Genomic DNA, 18,838 nt, shown 5'->3' with positions numbered 1-18,838 from the left:
GGCCGCGACGAGACCCTGGCACACAGCGTGCCCCTTCTGCACGGCCCGAATCCTCCTCCCCCGTTCAGCGCCCCACGACCCGCCGGGTCCGGAAGGACTGCTCATGACCGAGAACCACGAGTCACACGTCTTTGATCCCGTCACCCCGGATTCGCCCGAGACGGCTCTCCCCGAGGTGCCCGAGGCGCAGGCGAGCGGGTGCCCCGTGGCCCACGGCCGCGCGGCGCACCCCACGCAGGGCGGCGGAAACCGCCAGTGGTGGCCGGACCGTCTCAACCTGAAGGTCCTTGCCAAGAACCCGGCCGTGGCGAATCCGCTCGGCGCCGACTTCGACTACGCGGCCGCGTTCCAGGGGCTCGACCTGCCCGCGGTGAAGCGGGACATCGCCGCGGTGCTCACCACGTCGCAGGACTGGTGGCCCGCCGACTTCGGCAACTACGGCCCGCTGATGATCCGGATGGCCTGGCACAGCGCCGGCACCTATCGCATCAGCGACGGCCGCGGCGGTGCGGGCGCCGGTCAGCAGCGGTTCGCCCCGCTGAACAGCTGGCCGGACAACGGCAACCTGGACAAGGCCCGGCGTCTGCTGTGGCCCGTCAAGAAGAAGTACGGCCAGGCGCTCTCCTGGGCCGACCTGCTGATCCTCACCGGCAACGTCGCCCTGGAGACCATGGGCCTGAAGACCTTCGGTTTCGCCGGAGGCCGCGAAGACGTCTGGGAGTCGGAGGAGGACGTCTACTGGGGTCCGGAGACCACCTGGCTCGACGACGAGCGCTACACCGGCGACCGTGAGCTCGAGACCCCGCTCGGCGCGGTCCAGATGGGGCTGATCTACGTCAACCCCGAGGGCCCCAACGGCAACCCGGACCCGATCGCGGCCGCCCGGGACATCCGCGAGACCTTCCGCCGGATGGCCATGAACGACGAGGAGACCGTCGCCCTCATCGCCGGTGGCCACACCTTCGGCAAGACGCACGGCGCGGGCCCGGCCGAGAGCGTCGGCGCGGATCCCGAGGGCGCCCCGCTGGAGGAGCAGGGCCTCGGCTGGCGCAACTCGTACGGGACCGGCAAGGGCGGGGACACCATCACCAGCGGCCTGGAGGTGACCTGGACCAGCACCCCGACCCAGTGGGGCAACGAGTTCTTCCACAACCTCTTCGCCTACGAGTACGAGCTGACCACGTCCCCGGCCGGTGCGCAGCAGTGGGTCGCCAAGGACGCCGAGGCGACCGTCCCGGACGCGCACGACGCGTCGAAGAAGCACAAGCCGCAGATGCTCACCACCGACCTGTCGCTGCGCTTCGACCCGGCCTACGAGCAGATCTCGCGCCGCTTCCACCAGAATCCGGACGAGTTCGCGGACGCCTTCGCCCGCGCCTGGTACAAGCTGACGCACCGCGACATGGGTCCGATCCAGCGCTACCTGGGTCCCGAGGTGCCCTCGGAGGTGCTGCTGTGGCAGGACCCGCTGCCCGCTCGTACCGGTGAGCCCCTGGACGCGGCGGAGATCGCCTCGCTCAAGGAGCAGGTACTCGCCACGGACCTGACGGTGGCGCAGCTGGTCTCGGCCGCCTGGGCCTCGGCCGCGTCCTTCCGCGGCAGTGACAAGCGCGGTGGCGCCAACGGTGCGCGGGTGCGTCTGGAACCGCAGCGCGGCTGGGAGGTGAACAACCCGGACGAGCTGACCCAGGTCCTGCGCGCCCTGGAAGGCGTCCAGGAGTCCTTCAACGCCAAGGGCGGCAAGCAGGTCTCGCTGGCCGACCTGATCGTCCTCGCGGGCAACGCGGCCGTCGAGCAGGCGGCCAAGGACGCCGGCGTCGAGGTACAGGTGCCGTTCGCCCCGGGCCGGGTCGACGCCACGCAGGACCAGACGGACATCGAGTCCTTCGCCGCCCTGGAACCCGTGTACGACGGTTTCCGCAACTACGCGGGCAAGGGCAGCCGCCTGCCCGCCGAGTACCTGCTCCTCGACCGGGCCAACCTGCTGACGCTGAGCGCTCCGGAGACCACGGTCCTCATCGGCGGTCTGCGCGTGCTGGGGGCCAACACCGGCGGCTCGAAGCACGGTGTCCTCACCGACCGCCCGGGCACGCTGACCAACGACTTCTTCGTGAATCTGCTCGACCTGGGCATCACCTGGAAGTCGACGTCGTCGGCGCAGGACGAGTTCGAGGCCCGCGACGCGTCCGGCCAGGTCAGGTGGACCGGCACCCGCGCCGACCTCGTCTTCGGCTCCAACTCCGAACTCCGCGCACTCGCCGAGGTCTACGCCGCCGACGACGCGCAGCACAAGTTCGTGACCGACTTCGTCGCCGCCTGGACCAAGGTCATGAACCTCGACCGCTTCGACCTGAACTGAACCTGCTAGTGCCGCGCCCGGCAGTGTTTGCCCCATGAGGAGTGGTGGTCGGTGCGTGCGATCGCAAGGCGGCCGGAAGTCCTGGTAGCTCCGCTACCAGGACTTCCGGTCAACGCCGCGAGTGCGCGTGCCGACCACCGCGACGGGGCAAAGCTTCCCGGGCGCGGCACTAGAGCCGCGCCGGGGGCCCCGGCCCCCGGCGTCGCACGCGCCGGGCACAGGCGCCCCGACGGACAGCGACTTCCTGCCCGGGTGGTCACTCGTGGGAGTGATACGCAGCGGCCGGTTGTCGTCTCCCGGGGGTGCAGCAACGTTACGGCGGTCCGTAACACCCGTACGAGCTGGCATCCTTGGGCTGTGCCGTCGTGGCGCGCGCCCCTCACCGACACGGGAAGTCCGGGAGCCAATCAACGTGTCACAGCTGCGAACGGTGCAGGTCCTGGGCGGGGGTGGGGCCGGCAGCGGCGCCCACGTCGGATCGCTCGCCGCGGGGCTGATCGCCCGCGGGGTGCAGGTCACCGTCTGCGCGCCCGCCGCCGTGGACCGGGTCCACGACTTCTCCGCGAGCGGTGCGCGCTTCGCTGCGGTGCCCCGGCGCGGCGACCCCGTCTCCATGGCCGCCCTGCGTTCCGCCTGCCTCGGCGCGGACGTGGTGCACGCGCACGGCCCCCACGCCGCCGTCCGCGCCGCCGCCGCACTCGGCGGTCTGCGCACCCCACTCGTCGTGACCTGGCACGGCCGGGGCCACGCCGAGGGCGCCCTCCGGCGCGTGCGGCACCTGCTGGAGGCGCGGGCGGCCCGCACGGCCGCCGTCCTGCTGGGCACCTCCTCCGACCTCGTGGACCGGGCCCGCCGCAGGGGAGCCCGGGACGCCCGGCTGGCGCCGGTCGCCGCCCCCGCCCCCCGCACCACCGCCGACGCGGCGCACCGCGACAAGGTCCGGGCCGAACTCGGCTCCATGGGCGTCCCGTTGCTACTCGCGGCCGGCAGCCTGATGCCGCGTCACGGGTACGGGGCGCTGCTCGACGCCGCCCGGCTGTTGAGCACGCTGGACCCCGTGCCACAGATCGTCATCGCCGGGGAGGGCCGCGAGCGGGCCGCCCTGCAACGCCGCATCAAGGGTGAGCGGTTGCCCGTCCGGCTGATCGGCGTCCGTGACGACCTCGCCGAACTCGTCGCGGCAGCCGACCTGGTGGTGATCCCCAGCCGCTGGGAGGCCCGCTCCACCCTCGCCCAGAACGCCCTCCGCACCGGGACGCCGCTGGTGGCCACCGCGGTCGGCGGCACCCCCGAACTCGTGGGCGACGCGGCCGTGCTCGTCCCGTACGGCGACGCCGGTGCGCTCGCCGAGGCGGTCACGGGCCTTCTCCTCGATCCGGACCGCCGCGCTCTGTTGGCCGCCGAGGGCCGGGCGCAGGCCGCAGGCTGGCCCACCGAGGAGGACACCATCACCCATGTGCTCAGCGTCTACGACGAGTTGGCGCAGCCGTTCAACCGGACCCGCTGACACCCGTCCCCGGGCCGTGATCGCGGGGCCGGGTGGCGGCCGCCCAGGACGGGAACCAGACCGGCTGCGGGAGCGGTGGCAGGGCTTCGAGGTGGGCGATCACGTCCCGGAGGTCCGGATGCGGATTCGACCGGGGCAGGAGCAGCGAGAGCGGGTACACGAGCGTCGGATTGACCACGGGGATGCGGCGCAGGTCGTGCGAGACCGGCCACAGGTAACGGTCGCGGGCCCCGACGAGCGTGGCCACGTCCGCGGACTCCGCGAGGGTGTCCAGGAGCACCTCGTCCCCGAAGTGCGGGCCCGTCGCGTCGATGCGCAGGTCGAACGCCGTGGCGAGCTGGTCGTAGAACTCCGCCCACTCGCTCCCCGGCGCGATGCCCGGCACCCAGATCCGGTGCCCGCGCAGCTGCGACGGCGTCAGCCCCGGCGCAGCGGCGAGCGGGTGCCCCGGCCCCACGAGCAGCTCCAGCGGAGAGTCGAAGGCGTGGATCATCCGCACGTCCCGCGGCAGGGTGTCCGGGGAGGTGACGGTACGGAACGAGGCGTCGATCTCGCCCGCCTCGACCGCGGCGACCACCACGCGTGGATCGTCGACCCGGAGCGTCACCACGTCCAGGTCGGTCCCGGGGCGGGCGCGCCAGTACTCGTGCAGGACGACCGCCTGTGCGCTGCGCAGCCCGAGCACGTCGATCCGCAGGGCCCGGGAACCCGGCCGGACCGCGGCGACGGCCCGGTCGGCGCCCGCGACGACGCTCCGCGCGTGCGGGAGGAACGCCCGGCCGTCGAAGGTCAGCTCGACGCCCCGGGCGGTACGGGTGAACAGCCGGACCCCCAGCTGCCGCTCCAGGGTGGCGATCCGCTTGGAGACGGCCTGCTGCGTCACGCCCAGCTCGTGGGCGGCGTGCTGCACCTGGCCGAGCTCGGCCGCCCGGACGAACGATCGCACTGCTTCGGTGTCCACCCGCCCACCGTAAGCCCGCACAACCGATCGTTGTGGGGTGCTCCGGTCCGGTCCGCGCCGGTGTGCGCGGAGCAGCTCCGGGAGAGCCGCTCCGCGCGGGGCGGACTTCCGGTCAGCCCGCGTACGCCCCGCTGGCCGTCAGGCGCAGCGCGGTGTCGATGAGCGGAACATGACTGAACGCCTGCGGGAAGTTGCCCACCTGGCGCTGGAGCCGGGAGTCCCACTCCTCGGCGAGCAGTCCCAGGTCGTTGCGGAGCGAGAGCAGTTTCTCGAAGAGCCGACGGGCCTCGTCGACCCGCCCGATCATCGCCAGGTCGTCCGCCAGCCAGAAGGAGCAGGCGAGGAACGCGCCCTCGTCGCCCTCCAGACCGTCCACGCCCGCGTCGTCGCCGGAGGTCGGGTAGCGCAGCACGAACCCGTCCTCGGTCGACAACTCGCGCTGGATCGCCTCGATCGTGCCGATGACCCGCTTGTCGTCCGGCGGGAGGAAGCCCATCTGCGGGATCAGCAGCAGAGAGGCGTCCAGTTCCTTCGAGCCGTAGGACTGGGTGAAGGTGTTGCGCTCGGGGTCGTAACCCCGGTCGCAGACGTCCCGGTGGATGTCGTCGCGCAGCTCGCGCCACCGCTCCAGTGGCCCCTCCACGTCCCCCGACTCGATCAGCTTGATCGTCCGGTCGACCGCGACCCACGCCATCACCTTGGAGTGCACGAAGTGCCGGCGGGGGCCGCGCACCTCCCAGATGCCCTCGTCCGGCTCGTACCAGTGGTTCTCCAGGTAGCTGATCAGCTTGAGCTGGAGACCCATGGCGTAGTCGTTGCGGGCGAGGCCCGTCATGTGCGCCAGGTGCAGCGCCTCGGTGACCTCGCCGTACACGTCGAGCTGGAGCTGGTCGGCGGCGCCGTTGCCGACGCGTACCGGGCCGGAGTTCTCGTAGCCGGGCAGCCAGTCCAGCTCCGCCTCGCCGAGCTCGCGCTCACCGGCGATGCCGTACATGATCTGCAGGTTCTCCGGGTCGCCCGCGACGGCGCGCAGCAGCCACTCGCGCCAGGCACGGGCTTCCTCGCGGTAGCCGGTGCGCAGCAGCGAGGAGAGGGTGATCGCGGCGTCGCGGAGCCAGGTGTAGCGGTAGTCCCAGTTCCGAACGCCCCCGATCTCCTCGGGCAGCGAGGTGGTGGGAGCGGCGACGATGCCGCCGGTGGGCGCGTAGGTGAGTGCCTTGAGGGTGATGAGTGAGCGGATCACGGCCTCGCGGTAGGGGCCGTGGTACGTGCACTGCGCCACCCACTCCTCCCAGAACCGCTCGGTCGCCTCCAGCGCGCCCTCCGGCTCCGGCAGGGCGGGCGGCTGGTGGTGCGAGGGCTGCCAGCTGATGGTGAAGGCGATGCGGTCGCCGGGGGAGACGGTGAAGTCGGAGTAGGTGGTCAGGTCCTTGCCGTACGTCTCGGTCTGCGTGTCCAGCCAGACGGAGTCGGGTCCGGCCACGGCGACCGTGCGGCTGTCGACCTTGTGCACCCAGGGGGTGATCCGGCCGTAGCTGAACCGCATCCGCAGGGACGAGCGCATCGGCACCCGGCCGCTGACGCCCTCCACGATCCGGATGAGCTGGGGGGCGCCGTCACGCGGCGGCATGAAATCGATCACGCGGACGGTGCCGCGCGGTGTGTCCCACTCCGATTCCAGGATCAGGGAGTCGCCGCGGTAACGCCGCCGGTCCGCGGCGGGCGGCTCCCTGCGGCTTCCGTCCCCGGCGCCCTTCCCGTCCCTGCCGTCCTCGCCGTCCGCGTCTCCTTCGGGCTCCAGCGGTCCCAGGCGCCAGAAACCGTGCTCCTCGGTACCGAGGAGCCCGGCGAAAATGGCATGGGAATCGAAGCGTGGGAGGCAGAGCCAGTCGACCGTGCCGTCCCGGCAGACCAGCGCCGCTGTCTGCATGTCTCCGATGAGTGCGTAATCCTCGATGCGCCCGGCCACGTGCGTCTCCAGTCGAACGGCCATGTGTCGCCCCGCTCGGGGGCGCTTGCTGCGTGATTAAAAAAATGTTCAGGAGGGGCCGATGAGTTCTTCGGGCCGGCGGGAGCGGGCGGGGGTGATGCCGCGGGCCGACCGTCCCGCCCGTCGGCGAGTGTCCGAGCAGGATACGACGCACCGAAGTGATCCGCGCGACGGTCCGTGGATCTTGTCGAAGCCGAACGGGTGGGGCCTGGAGCGGGTGAGGGGGAACGGTGACGCTCGTGCACGCGGTGTGACCGGAAGCAGCCTCTCCAGGTCGCTGTTAGGCTGGTAGCCCGTGGACCGGTGGTCGTGCGCGAGAGCGGACGAGGCCCCCGAACCGCAGCGACGGCACCCCCGGAATCTCCGGTTCGGCAGCCGGTACGTACCCCAGATTCGCTACCACGGGAGCCCCCTCTTGGCTATGCAGCCCACATCCACGACGACCAAGCACATCTTCGTCACCGGGGGTGTCGCCTCCTCCCTCGGCAAGGGTCTGACTGCCTCCAGCCTGGGTGCGCTGCTCAAGGCGCGTGGCCTCCGGGTCACGATGCAGAAGCTCGACCCGTACCTCAACGTCGACCCCGGCACGATGAACCCGTTCCAGCACGGTGAGGTGTTCGTCACCAATGACGGCGCCGAGACCGACCTGGACATCGGTCACTACGAACGCTTCCTCGACGTCGACCTCGACGGTTCCGCCAACGTCACGACCGGGCAGGTCTACTCCCAGGTCATCGCCAAGGAGCGGCGCGGCGAGTACCTCGGCGACACCGTCCAGGTCATCCCGCACATCACCAACGAGATCAAGTCCCGCATCCGCCGCATGGCGACCGGTGACGTCGACGTGGTCATCACCGAGGTCGGCGGCACCGTCGGCGACATCGAGTCGCTGCCGTTCCTGGAGACCGTCCGTCAGGTGCGGCACGAGGTCGGCCGGGACAACGTCTTCGTCGTGCACATCTCCCTGCTGCCCTACATCGGCCCCTCGGGCGAGCTGAAGACCAAGCCGACCCAGCACTCCGTGGCCGCGCTCCGCAACATCGGCATCCAGCCGGACGCCATCGTGCTCCGCGCCGACCGCGACGTCCCCACCGCCATCAAGCGCAAGATCTCGCTCATGTGCGACGTGGACGAGACCGCCGTCGTCGCCTGCGTCGACGCCAAGTCGATCTACGACATCCCGAAGGTGCTGCACACCGAGGGCCTCGACGCCTACGTGGTCCGCAAGCTGGACCTGCCCTTCCGCGACGTGGACTGGTCCACCTGGGACGACCTGCTGGACCGCGTCCACAACCCCGACCACGAGGTCACCGTCGCCCTGGTCGGCAAGTACATCGACCTCCCCGACGCCTACCTCTCGGTCACCGAGGCCATCCGGGCCGGCGGCTTCGCGAACAAGGCCCGCGTCAAGGTCGAGTGGGTCACCTCCGACGACTGCAAGACCCCGGCCGGCGCCGCCCGGCACCTCGCGGGCGTGGACGCCATCTGCATCCCCGGCGGCTTCGGCGAGCGCGGTGTCGACGGCAAGGTGGGCGCCATCCAGTACGCCCGCGAGAACAAGGTGCCGCTGCTCGGGCTCTGCCTGGGCCTCCAGTGCATCGTGATCGAGGCGGCCCGCAACATCGCCGGCATCCCGGACGCCAACTCCACCGAGTTCGACGCCGCCACCTCCCACCCCGTCATCTCCACGATGGAGGAGCAGCTCGCGTACGTCGAGGGCGCCGGCGACCTCGGCGGCACGATGCGCCTGGGCCTCTACCCGGCGAAGCTCGCCGAGGGCTCGATCGTGCGTGAGGCGTACGCCGGCGAGCCGTACGTCGAGGAGCGTCACCGTCACCGCTACGAGGTGAACAACGCCTACCGCACGGAGCTGGAGAAGAAGGCCGGCCTGGTCTTCTCCGGCACCTCCCCGGACAACAAGCTCGTCGAGTACGTCGAGTACCCGCGCGAGGTCCACCCCTACCTCGTCGCCACCCAGGCCCACCCGGAGCTCCGCTCCCGCCCGACCCGCCCGCACCCGCTCTTCGCGGGTCTGGTGAAGGCCGCCGTCGCCCGTCAGGCGGAGGCCGCCGAATCGGGCAAGTAGTCCCGAGGCATTACCGTTGACCGGGGTACGCGTCCGCCGAGGACGGGTGCCCCGGTTTTTCGTGACGGAAGCGGGAGGACGCAGATGGGCATCCAGGACAGGGCCGAGGAATGGCGGGTCACCGCGACGGTGACTCCCTTCACCGGCAACAAGACCAGCGTCCGCACCGACGACGTGGTGATGCCCGACGGCACGGTCGTGGGCCGCGACTACCAGGTCCATCCCGGCTCCGTCGCGATCCTCGCGATCGACGAGGACGACCACGTCCTGGTGCTGCGTCAGTACCGCCACCCCGTGCGCCAGAAGCTCTGGGAGGTCCCGGCCGGGCTGCTCGACGTCCCCGGCGAGAACCCGCTCGCCGCCGCCCAGCGCGAGCTGTACGAGGAGGCGCACGTCAAGGCGGAGGACTGGCGGGTCCTGACCGACGTCTACACCAGTCCCGGCGGTTCCGACGAGGCGGTACGCATCTTCCTCGCCCGTGGTCTCTCCGACGTGGTGGGTGAGCGTTTCGCCGTCGCCGAGGAGGAGGCGGACATGGAGCTGGCGCGGGTCCCGCTGAAGGACCTCGTCCGGGGCGTCCTTGCGGGCGAACTGCACAACAGCTGCCTGGTCATGGGGGTGCTGGCGCTGACCGCCGCCCGTACGGGGGACGGCGAGCAGTCGCTGCGCCCGGCAGAGTCCCCCTGGCCGGCCCGTCCGTTCGAGTCGTAGGGGCTGCCCGCGGGCGTTTCCCGCGAGTGTCTCCCGCCGGTGTTTCCCGCCCCGATTTCCGTCGGACGATCGTAATAATCGTTGATCCGATCGGGGGTGTCACCGCCTCGCTCCACCCTGATCCGCGGCGCTGCTGAACTACGCTCGAAAGGCCCGCCGGAGCTCCGGCGGGCACCGGGTGCGGCGAAGTGGAGCGTAACTCGTGACGGATCAGGCGGTGGACACCAGCGGCCCGGCCCGAGCGCCCCGCACCGAGGAGCCCTCCGGTACCGCCCCACCCGAACTCTTCGGCCGCCAAAGAGAGTTGAAAGCCCTTCAGGAGGACATCGAGCGGGCCGGGCTGGACACCCTCGCCGGCCGCAAGGCGGCCCGCGCCCGGGTCCTGCTGATCGCCGGACGCCCCGGATCGGGACGCAGCGCCCTCGCCGCCGCCTTCGCGCACGCGCTGACCGGTACGGCCCCCGTCGGCGGCTCCATGGGCCCCCTGCCCTGGGCCGCTCCCGGCACCGGGACCGGCGACTACCCGGACGGTGTCCTGCGCGTCGGCCTGACCGACCCCGACGGCACCCGGGTGCCCGCCGAGCGCACCGCCCGCGAGATCCTCGGCCTGCTCTCCCTCGCCACCCCGCCCGGCGCGGCCGCCGACGAGCTCACCGAGATGGTCCGGGAGGCCCTCGCCGTACGGCGGCTGCTGCTCCTGCTCGACGACGCGGTGGACGCCGAGCAGGTGGACCCCCTCCTCCCGGACGGGCCCGGTTGCCTGGTGCTGGCCACCGCGGCCGGGCCGCTGACCGGGGTCCCCGACGTCCGCCCCTGCACCATCGGCGGGTTGGACACCGGTTCCGCCGTGCGCCTCCTGGCCCGGGTGGTCGGGCAGGTGCGGATCACCGTGGACCCCCGGACCGCCGAGACCCTGGTGGAGGAGTGCGGCGGCCAGCCCGCCGCCCTGCTGCTGGTCGCGGGGTGGATCGCCGCCCGGCCGACCGCCTCCGTCGCCGACGCCACCCAGCATCTGCGGCGCACCCCGGAGGAGAGCGAGCAGCCGGTGGGCGCCCGCCCGCTGGTCCGCGCCCTGCGGATGGCGCACGACTCCCTGCTCGACGCCCCCGCCCGGATACTGCGACTGCTCGCGCTCGCGCCCGCCGGCCTCGCGGACGCGCACACCGCCTCCGCGCTGGCCGGCTGCTCCGTCTCCGCCGCCCGCCGCACCCTGGACGACTTCGTCGGCCTCGGTCTGCTCCGTACGGACGGCGCCGCCGAACCCCAGTATGAGGTGCCGGGCTGTCTGGCGCCCCTCCTGCGGAACCTCCTGGAGGAGCGGGACCGGCCCGCCGAGATCGAACTGGCCCGGGCCCGGATGCTGGAGCGCACCGTACGGCTGCTCCACTCCTGCCGTGCGGTCACCGAGCCGGAGGGTTCCCCGGTCCGGGGCAGGCTCGCCGGACTGCCCAGGGCACTCCGCTTCGCCCGTCCGGAGGAGGCCGCCGTCTGGCTGCGCGTCAGGCTGCCCTCGCTGGTGGCCGCGGCCCGCATGGCGGTGGCGGACGGAGAACTGGACACCCTCGCCCGCCGCCTGGTCGCGGCCCTGGTGCGGGCGCTCGCCGCCCATCTGGGCACCGAGGCCGCCGCACCCGAGCTGTACGGGCTGCACGGCCTGGTGCTCGACGTCGCGGAGCGCCGGGAGCTGCCGCGGGAACGCGCCGCCGCGCTGCTCAACCTCGCCGACCTCGACGCCGGCACGGGCCGCACCCGCGCCGCCCTGGCCCGCTACCGGGCCGCACTGGACGCCGGGCGGGAGGCGAAGGACCTCTACGCCACCGGCCGGGCCATGGAATCCGCAGGAGGCGCCTACGCCGAGCTCGGGGACTACCCGCGCGCTTCCGACTGGTACGGCCGGGCGCTCGCGCAGCGGCTCGCACAGGGCGACCGGGAGGGCGAGGCGCGGCTCTACGGGCGGCTCGGCGCGGTGCACGCCTACGCCGGACGGTACGGCGAGGCGCTGCGGAACTGGCGGGCCGCCGCGTCCGTCCTGCGCAGGCTGGGCGACCTCCCGGCCCAGGCCAGGGCGCTCAGCGAGGCCGCCCGGGTCCAGGAGTACGCGGGCCGCCCGCACGACTCGCTGCGCACCTGCCGGGAGGCCGTCGATCTGGCCCGGCAGGCCGAGGACGTGCGCCTCCAGGCGGCGCTCCAGCTGCGGCTGGCCGACACCCTGGACCGGCTCGGCGACCCCGCTGCGGCCTCGCTGCACCGGGCCACGGCGGAGAGACTGCTGGGCGAGGAGGGATCTGCCTACGAAATCCGTGGCGTCTCGGTCGAAAATTAGTTCTTTGCAAGGCTGGACAGCAGGAAGTCCTTCATTAGACTGGCTCTGCCGCCTGTCTCCGTGGTGCCCCCACGGGTGAGGTGCATTTCTGCGCACGTCCGTGCAATCCGGCGTTCTCCCGGCCCCTGGTCGGCCGCCCGCTGCCCGGGCGCCCCTCCGAGCCAAGGACCGTGATCGACGTGAAGGTCGGCATCCCCCGCGAAGTCAAGAACAACGAGTTCCGGGTGGCGATCACGCCCGCCGGAGTGCACGAGCTGGTCCGTCACGGCCACGAGGTCGTCGTCGAACGGAACGCAGGCGCGGGTTCGTCCATCACGGACGAGGAGTACACCGCGGCCGGGGCGCGCATCCTGCCCACCGCCGACGAGGTGTGGGCCGCCGCCGATCTGCTGCTCAAGGTCAAGGAGCCGGTCGCCGAGGAGTACCACCGCCTCCGCAAGGGCCAGACCCTCTTCACCTACCTCCACCTCGCGGCCTCCCGCGAGTGCACCGACGCGCTGCTGGAGTCCGGCACGACGGCCATCGCGTACGAGACCGTCGAGACGGCGAACCGCGCGCTGCCGCTGCTCGCCCCCATGTCCGAGGTCGCGGGCCGGCTGGCGCCGCAGGTCGGCGCCTACCATCTGATGCGCTCCGCGGGCGGCCGGGGCGTGCTGCCCGGCGGTGTTCCCGGTACGGCCGCGGCCCGGGCTGTCGTCATCGGCGGTGGCGTCTCCGGCTGGAACGCCACGCAGATCGCGGTGGGGCTCGGCTTCCACGTCACCCTGCTCGACCGGGACGTCAACAAACTGCGCGAGGCCGACAAGATCTTCGGTACCCGGGTCCAGACCGTCGTCTCCAACGCCTTCGAACTGGAGAAGGCGGTCGTCGAGGCCGACCTCGTCGTCGGTGCCGTCCTCATCCCCGGCGCGAAGGCGCCGAAGCTGGTCACCAACGAACTGGTCGCCAAAATGAAGCCGGGAAGTGTTCTTGTCGACATTGCGATCGATCAGGGCGGCTGCTTCGAGGACTCGCACCCCACCACGCACGCGGAACCGACCTTCACGGTCCACGATTCGGTGTTCTACTGCGTCGCGAACATGCCCGGGGCCGTTCCGAACACCTCCACCTACGCCCTGACCAACGCCACGCTCCCGTACATCGTCGAGCTGGCGAACCGGGGCTGGGTCGAGGCGCTGCGCCGCGACGCCGCCCTGGCCAAGGGCCTCAACACCCATGATGGGCAGGTCGTTTACCGCGAAGTCGCCGAGGCGCACGACCTCCCGCACGTCGATCTGGGATCGCTCATCGGCTGACCCGCCGGCCCGATCGTCCCGTCCCTCCGTCAATCCCGCACCTCCGGCCGGACCTTGTCGCGCAGGGTCCGGCCGGAGGTGTGTCGGGGGCTTCGGGGTCAATGAGCAACTCGCGCTGAATGCCAGGCTTTATCCGATTCGCACCCTCGCAAAATGTGCGCCTTGCTCCCTGTGCACCCTTGACAGAGGGGTGTTCGATTGCCGACACATCGGGCCGGGTCCGGCGGATTGTGTTGCTGCGGAGCGGTGACACGCCATAGAGTCGCCCATCGTCGGCATGGTGCCACGCTGACCTATCGATAAGTTTCCTGGTCACATCCAAGGAGGTAAGACGACTTGTGAATGAGTCGACATTTACTCCCGGGGGTGGTCAACCAGGGATGCCTGCACGGGGTCAGGGCCCGAACGGGTTCCAAGCTGTCGGCTCCGTCGCGGTCCGCACCTTCGCGACCCACCAGCACATGACGACGCCCCCCCAGATGATGGACGGCCTACACGTGAACGCCATGGCCGGCAACGAGAGTGGCCGCGACACCGCCCACCTCGCCGACTTCGCCGAGATGCCCGAGGGGCACTTCTACGACCCCGACGCCGAGTACGAGCCCGATCCGGAGTACGCGGCCACACTCGCCCCCGACGCGGCGCGACAGCGCCGTGAGCGGATCGGCCCGACGGGGCGCCCGTTGCCCTACTTCCCGATCCCGGGACCGCTGACCGAACACGGTCCCGCCAAGATCATCGCGATGTGCAACCAGAAGGGCGGGGTGGGCAAGACCACCTCGACCATCAACCTGGGTGCCGCGCTCGCCGAGTACGGACGACGTGTCCTGCTCGTCGACTTCGACCCGCAGGGCGCCCTCTCGGTCGGCCTCGGCGTCAACCCGATGGAGCTGGACCTCACCGTCTACAACCTGCTCATGGAGCGGGGCATGTCGGCCGACGAGGTGCTGCTGAAGACGGCGGTCCCCAACATGGACCTGCTGCCCAGCAACATCGACCTCTCCGCCGCCGAGGTGCAGCTCGTCAGCGAGGTGGCCCGCGAGTCGACCCTGCAGCGCGCGCTCAAGCCGCTGATGGCCGACTACGACTACATCGTGATCGACTGCCAGCCCTCGCTGGGCCTGCTCACCGTGAACGCCCTGACGGCCGCTCACAAGGTGATCGTGCCGCTGGAGTGCGAGTTCTTCGCACTGCGCGGTGTGGCCCTGCTCACGGAGACCATCGAGAAGGTCCAGGAGCGGCTCAACCCCGAGCTGGAGCTCGACGGCATCCTCGCCACGATGTACGACTCCCGCACGGTGCACAGCCGCGAGGTGCTCGCCCGTGTGGTGGAGGCATTCGACGACCACGTCTACCACACGGTCATCGGGCGCACGGTGCGCTTCCCGGAGACCACGGTCGCCGGTGAGCCCATCACCACGTACGCCTCCAACTCGGTCGGCGCCGCCGCCTACCGACAGCTCGCCAGGGAGGTGCTCGCCCGGTGTCACGCCGAGTGAGTCTGCCCGGTGCCGACGAACTGTTCCGCACGACCGGGGGCACGGGACTCCAGTCCTCCTCCCCGGCGGAGCGGCGGCGCAAGGCGAACGGCGAGGTACGGGTGCCCGCACCCGCCGGGGAGGGCGACTCAGCGCCGTCCTCCCCGGCGGGCGGCGCCCCACCGGAGCGGCCGGCGGGACGCGAGGAACACTCCGCGGCCGGCGCCGAGGGGGTCGATCCGCGCGGACGCACGGGCGGCGCGGAGCGCGCGACGGTGCCCCGGACCGGCCCCGGGCCCCAGGGCCGGCCGCCGGCCCAGGAGCAGACCGGGGCGCCCCAGCAGCAGCGAGGACGCGGCACCGGCCAGGGCAGGGGCGCCAACCGGCGGCCCAGCGGCCGGGAACGGCACGACGAGAAGATCACGGTCTACGTCTCGGCTGAGGAACTGATGGACCTCGAACACGCCCGGCTGGTCCTGCGCGGCGAGCACGGACTCGCCGTCGACCGCGGACGCATCGTCCGCGAAGCGGTCGCCGTCGTCCTGGCCGACCTGGAGTCGCGCGGTGACGCGAGCATCCTCGTGCGGCGGTTGCGCGGCCGCTGAGCGGTCCGCCGCGGGTAGCCTGCCCGGGAGGGCCGCACACCCCCGCCGATTCGCCCCGCGCGACCGGCTCCCGCTGCCCGCTCCCTGCCGGACGCCGGGCCCGTGCGCGACCGCACGACACGGCCGGTCCGCCGCCCGCCGTACACCTGGACCGTGACTTGCCGTTGCCGTTGCCGACAAACGCCGACTCCACCGACTCCACAGACTCCCCCGACCCCACCGCCCCCACCGCCCCCACCGCCCCGCGCCGCCGCACCCTCGGACGCGGGCCGGGGCCGACAGGACCGGCGCCGGACGGCGCGGGGCTGGACACGGAGGCGGCAGACGGCGCGGCGCGGGCGGAGGTCCGCGGGGCCCCCGAGGCGCTGGAGGCGCCTCCAGTGGGCCCGGAGCCGTCCGGGGTGCCCGAGGTCCCCGGCGCACCTCCCGGTGCGGCAGAGGGCCCTCAGGGGGCGCCGGAGGACGGCAGACGGTTCACCGTAAGACTGGCGAACTTCGAGGGCCCCTTCGACCTGCTGCTCCAGCTGATCACCCGGCACCGCCTGGATGTGACGGAGGTCGCGCTCTCCAGGGTCACCGACGAGTTCATGGCCCACATCCGCGCGATGGGGCCGGACTGGGACCTCGACCAGACCACCGAGTTCCTGGTGGTCGCCGCGACCCTGCTCGACCTCAAGGCCGCGCGGCTGCTGCCCACCGCCGAGGTGGAGGACGAGGCGGACCTCGCGCTCCTGGAGGCGCGGGACCTGCTCTTCGCGCGGCTGCTGCAGTACCGGGCGTACAAGCGGGTCGCCGACATCTTCACCGAGCGGCTGGACGCGGAGTCGCGCCGCTTCCCCCGTACGGTCGGGCTGGAGCCGCACCACGCGGCGCTGCTGCCCGAGGTCGTCCTCAGCATCGGCCCCGAGGGGTTCGCGCGGCTGGCCGCGAAGGCCATGCAGCCCCGCCCCGAGCCGCAGGTCTACGTCGACCACATCCACGCACCGCTGGTCAGCGTGCGCGAGCAGGCCGCGATCGTGGTCGCGCTGCTGCGCCGGTCGGGCGGGGCCAGCTTCCGTGAGCTCACCGAGGACGCGGCCGACACCCTCACGGTGGTGGCCCGCTTCCTCGCGCTGCTGGAGCTGTACCGCGAGAAGGCGGTCGCGCTGGACCAGGAGGAGGCGCTCGGCGAGCTCCTCGTGCGGTGGTGCGGCGACGAGGGCGCACAGCCCGTCGTGACGGACGAATTCGACAGGGAAGTCCAGCCGGACGCGGAGGAGGGCGAGGAGCAGTGAGCGGAGTCGGTGGAACCGGCGCGACGGATGAGGCCGGCGGGTCCGGTGCGGTCGCCGCGGGACCGGGGCGCGGGGGCGCACCGCGGCACGGCGGGGCGCGCGGGTTCGCGGACGAGGGGGAGCCCGCCCACGGCGGCGGGCCGGCCGGTTCCGGGAGCGTCGCGGAGCTGGAACTGAAGCCCGCCCTGGAAGCGGTCCTGATGGTGGTGGACGAGCCTGCCACCGAGGAACACCTGGCCAAGGTCCTCCAGCGGCCTCCGAGGGCCGTGGCCCTCGCGCTGCGGGAACTGGCCGACGAGTACACCGCCCAGCGTCGCGGATTCGACCTGCGGCTCGTGGCGGGCGGCTGGCGGTTCTACAGCCGGACCGCGTACGCGGAGGCGGTGGAGGGCTTCGTCCTGGACGGCCGGCAGGCCCGTCTCACCCAGGCCGCACTGGAGACCCTGGCGGTGGTCGCGTACCGCCAGCCGGTCAGCCGTTCGAGGGTCTCGGCGGTGCGCGGAGTGAACTGCGACGGGGTCATGCGGACCCTCCTGCAGCGTGCTCTGGTCGAGGAGGCGGGGACGGAACCCGAAACAGGTGCGATCCTGTACAGGACGACGAACTACTTTCTGGAGCGTATGGGCCTGCGTGGTCTGGACGAGCTCCCGGAACTCGCTCCCTTCCTCCCGGAGGCGGACGCGATCGAGGCTGAGACGCTAGAGGGTGTGCCGTCGTTCGATCCGGATGCACCGGACACCCCGGATACTCACGCAGACGACAAGACGGAATTTTGATGCGAAGCAGTGGCAGTAACAGCGGAAGTGGCAGCAGCAGCGGCGGCGGCAACCGGAACCCCCGGGGCGGCAGCGGCGGCTCCTTCCGGTCCAACTCCCAGGGCGGTGGCCAGGGCGGCCGCGGTCAAGGCGGTGGCCAGGGCGGCCGCGGTCAAGGCGGTGGCCAGGGTGGCCGCGGCCCGAGTGGCGGCCAGGGTGGTCGCGGCCAGGGCGGTCAGGGCGGCCGCGGACCCGCGCAGGGCGGTCAGGGCGGCCGCGGACCCGCGCAGGGCGGTCAGGGCGGACGCGGCCAGGGTGGCCAGGGCGGTCGGGGGCCTGCTCAGGGCGCCCAGGGCCGTGGCGGCCGCGACGACCAGCAGGAGCAGCGTCCGCGCCGCCCCCGCCCCGAGGAGCGCCGTTACGACGTCGGCCCCTCGACCAGTTCTTCGGGCGCGGGCGACAGTGAAGCACGCAAGGGCCGTGGCGCTTCGGCCCGCGGCGGCGCCAAGGGCGGCCCGAAGGCCCCTCTGCCGGGCAACGCCCGCGGTGGCTTCCGGCGCGGCCCCTCGGGCCAGGCCCGGCCGCGCGAGCTGGACGCGAAGATCGAGCAGCGCAACCGTGACCGGTACGCCGACAAGCCGGACTTCGAGGTCGTCAGGACCCACCCGGGCGCCGAGCAGGAGGGCGAGCGGCTGCAGAAGATCCTCGCCCGCGCCGGCATGGGCTCGAGGCGGGCGTGCGAGGAGCTGATCGAGCAGTCCCGCGTCGAGGTCAACGGGGAGATCGTGCTGGAGCAGGGCAAGCGCGTCGACCCGCAGAAGGACGAGATCAAGGTCGACGGCCTGACCGTCGCGACCCAGTCGCACCTGTTCTTCGCGCTGAACAAGCCGGCCGGCGTCGTCTCTTCCATGGAGGACCCGGACGGCCGTCAGTGCCTCGGCGACTACGTCACCAACCGTGAGACGCGGCTCTTCCACGTCGGCCGGCTGGACACCGAGACCGAGGGCATCATCATGCTCACCAACCACGGTGAGCTCGCCCACCGCCTCACCCACCCGAAGTACGGCGTGAAGAAGACGTACCTCGCCGCGATCCAGGGCCCGCTCCCGCGCGACCTGGGCAAGCGGCTCAAGGACGGCATCCAGCTGGAGGACGGGTACGCCCGCGCCGACCACTTCCGCGTCGTCGAGAACACCGGCAAGAACTACCTGGTCGAGGTGACCCTCCACGAGGGCCGCAAGCACATCGTCCGCCGGATGCTCGCCGAGGCCGGGTTCCCGGTCGACCGGCTGGTGCGGACGTCCTTCGGGCCGATCCCGCTGGGCGACCAGAAGTCCGGCTGGCTGCGTCGCCTGACCAACACCGAGGTCGGCATGCTGATGCGCGAGGTCGGTCTGTAGTACCCCGGGGCCCCTCCGGTCCCTCAGGGCTGTCCCGCAGTTCCTGGCGGGTGCCACGCATGGCAGGACAGCCCTTCACCGAGGCCCGCGGCCG

At 72.1% G+C, this 18,838-nt stretch carries 13 protein-coding genes; 11 read left to right on the top strand and 2 right to left on the bottom strand.

What is annotated here, in order from left to right:
* Positions 1-103 precede the first annotated feature (103 nt).
* Both katG and ACFYPN_RS29725 read left to right on the top strand, forming a co-directional pair.
* Positions 104-2,359, top strand: a complete 2,256-nt coding sequence (katG, locus tag ACFYPN_RS29730; RefSeq protein ID WP_389302510.1) for a catalase/peroxidase HPI — start codon at positions 104-106, stop codon at positions 2,357-2,359.
* Between the two features lie 412 nt (positions 2,360-2,771).
* The gene (locus ACFYPN_RS29725) at positions 2,772-3,866 is read left to right on the top strand and encodes a glycosyltransferase family 4 protein (protein WP_389302508.1); all 1,095 of its coding nucleotides are present in this window, start codon (positions 2,772-2,774) and stop codon (positions 3,864-3,866) included.
* On the opposite strand, the gene ACFYPN_RS29720 is transcribed toward ACFYPN_RS29725, so the two are convergent.
* Both ACFYPN_RS29720 and ACFYPN_RS29715 read right to left on the bottom strand, forming a co-directional pair.
* Positions 3,850-4,827, bottom strand: coding sequence for a LysR family transcriptional regulator (locus ACFYPN_RS29720; RefSeq protein WP_389302505.1), 978 nt, complete (start codon positions 4,825-4,827; stop codon positions 3,850-3,852). The genes ACFYPN_RS29725 and ACFYPN_RS29720 overlap by 17 nt on opposite strands.
* 112 nt (positions 4,828-4,939) lie before the next feature.
* Positions 4,940-6,796 (bottom strand): glycoside hydrolase family 15 protein, encoded by a 1,857-nt coding sequence (locus tag ACFYPN_RS29715; protein WP_358761920.1) that lies wholly within the window; start codon positions 6,794-6,796, stop codon positions 4,940-4,942.
* Positions 6,797-7,238: 442 nt separating this feature from the next.
* On the opposite strand from ACFYPN_RS29715, the gene ACFYPN_RS29710 reads away from it, so the two are divergent.
* The 9 genes from ACFYPN_RS29710 (at position 7,239) to ACFYPN_RS29670 (ending at position 18,744) form a co-directional block, all read left to right on the top strand.
* Positions 7,239-8,903: a CTP synthase gene (locus ACFYPN_RS29710; protein ID WP_389302502.1), complete on the top strand. Its 1,665-nt coding sequence runs from the start codon at positions 7,239-7,241 to the stop codon at positions 8,901-8,903.
* An 84-nt stretch (positions 8,904-8,987) separates the two neighbouring features.
* Positions 8,988-9,614 (top strand): NUDIX hydrolase, encoded by a 627-nt coding sequence (locus tag ACFYPN_RS29705; protein ID WP_358761824.1) that lies wholly within the window; start codon positions 8,988-8,990, stop codon positions 9,612-9,614.
* A 202-nt stretch (positions 9,615-9,816) separates the two neighbouring features.
* Positions 9,817-11,937, top strand: a complete 2,121-nt coding sequence (locus ACFYPN_RS29700; RefSeq protein ID WP_389302500.1) for a tetratricopeptide repeat protein — start codon at positions 9,817-9,819, stop codon at positions 11,935-11,937.
* Between the two features lie 179 nt (positions 11,938-12,116).
* Positions 12,117-13,232: an alanine dehydrogenase gene (gene ald / locus ACFYPN_RS29695; RefSeq protein WP_358761922.1), complete on the top strand. Its 1,116-nt coding sequence runs from the start codon at positions 12,117-12,119 to the stop codon at positions 13,230-13,232.
* A gap of 380 nt (positions 13,233-13,612) precedes the next feature.
* Positions 13,613-14,731: a ParA family protein gene (locus ACFYPN_RS29690; protein ID WP_358761828.1), complete on the top strand. Its 1,119-nt coding sequence runs from the start codon at positions 13,613-13,615 to the stop codon at positions 14,729-14,731.
* Positions 14,716-15,315, top strand: coding sequence for a hypothetical protein (locus ACFYPN_RS29685; protein ID WP_358761830.1), 600 nt, complete (start codon positions 14,716-14,718; stop codon positions 15,313-15,315). The genes ACFYPN_RS29690 and ACFYPN_RS29685 overlap by 16 nt, the downstream gene beginning before the upstream one ends.
* A 164-nt stretch (positions 15,316-15,479) precedes the next feature.
* Positions 15,480-16,589, top strand: a complete 1,110-nt coding sequence (locus ACFYPN_RS29680) for a segregation/condensation protein A (RefSeq protein ID WP_358761831.1) — start codon at positions 15,480-15,482, stop codon at positions 16,587-16,589.
* Positions 16,590-16,756: 167 nt separating this feature from the next.
* Complete coding sequence (gene scpB / locus ACFYPN_RS29675) at positions 16,757-17,365, top strand: SMC-Scp complex subunit ScpB (RefSeq protein WP_358761924.1); 609 nt, start codon at positions 16,757-16,759, stop codon at positions 17,363-17,365.
* Positions 17,365-18,744, top strand: coding sequence for a pseudouridine synthase (locus tag ACFYPN_RS29670; protein WP_358761833.1), 1,380 nt, complete (start codon positions 17,365-17,367; stop codon positions 18,742-18,744). Before scpB ends, ACFYPN_RS29670 begins: the two co-directional genes overlap by 1 nt.
* Positions 18,745-18,838 lie beyond the last annotated feature (94 nt).

This window comes from Streptomyces sp. NPDC005576 (assembly GCF_042871745.1).
Classification (GTDB): domain Bacteria; phylum Actinomycetota; class Actinomycetes; order Streptomycetales; family Streptomycetaceae; genus Streptomyces.
The sequence above is the reverse complement of the archived record's forward strand: the minus strand, read 5'-3'. Positions and strand labels throughout refer to the sequence as shown.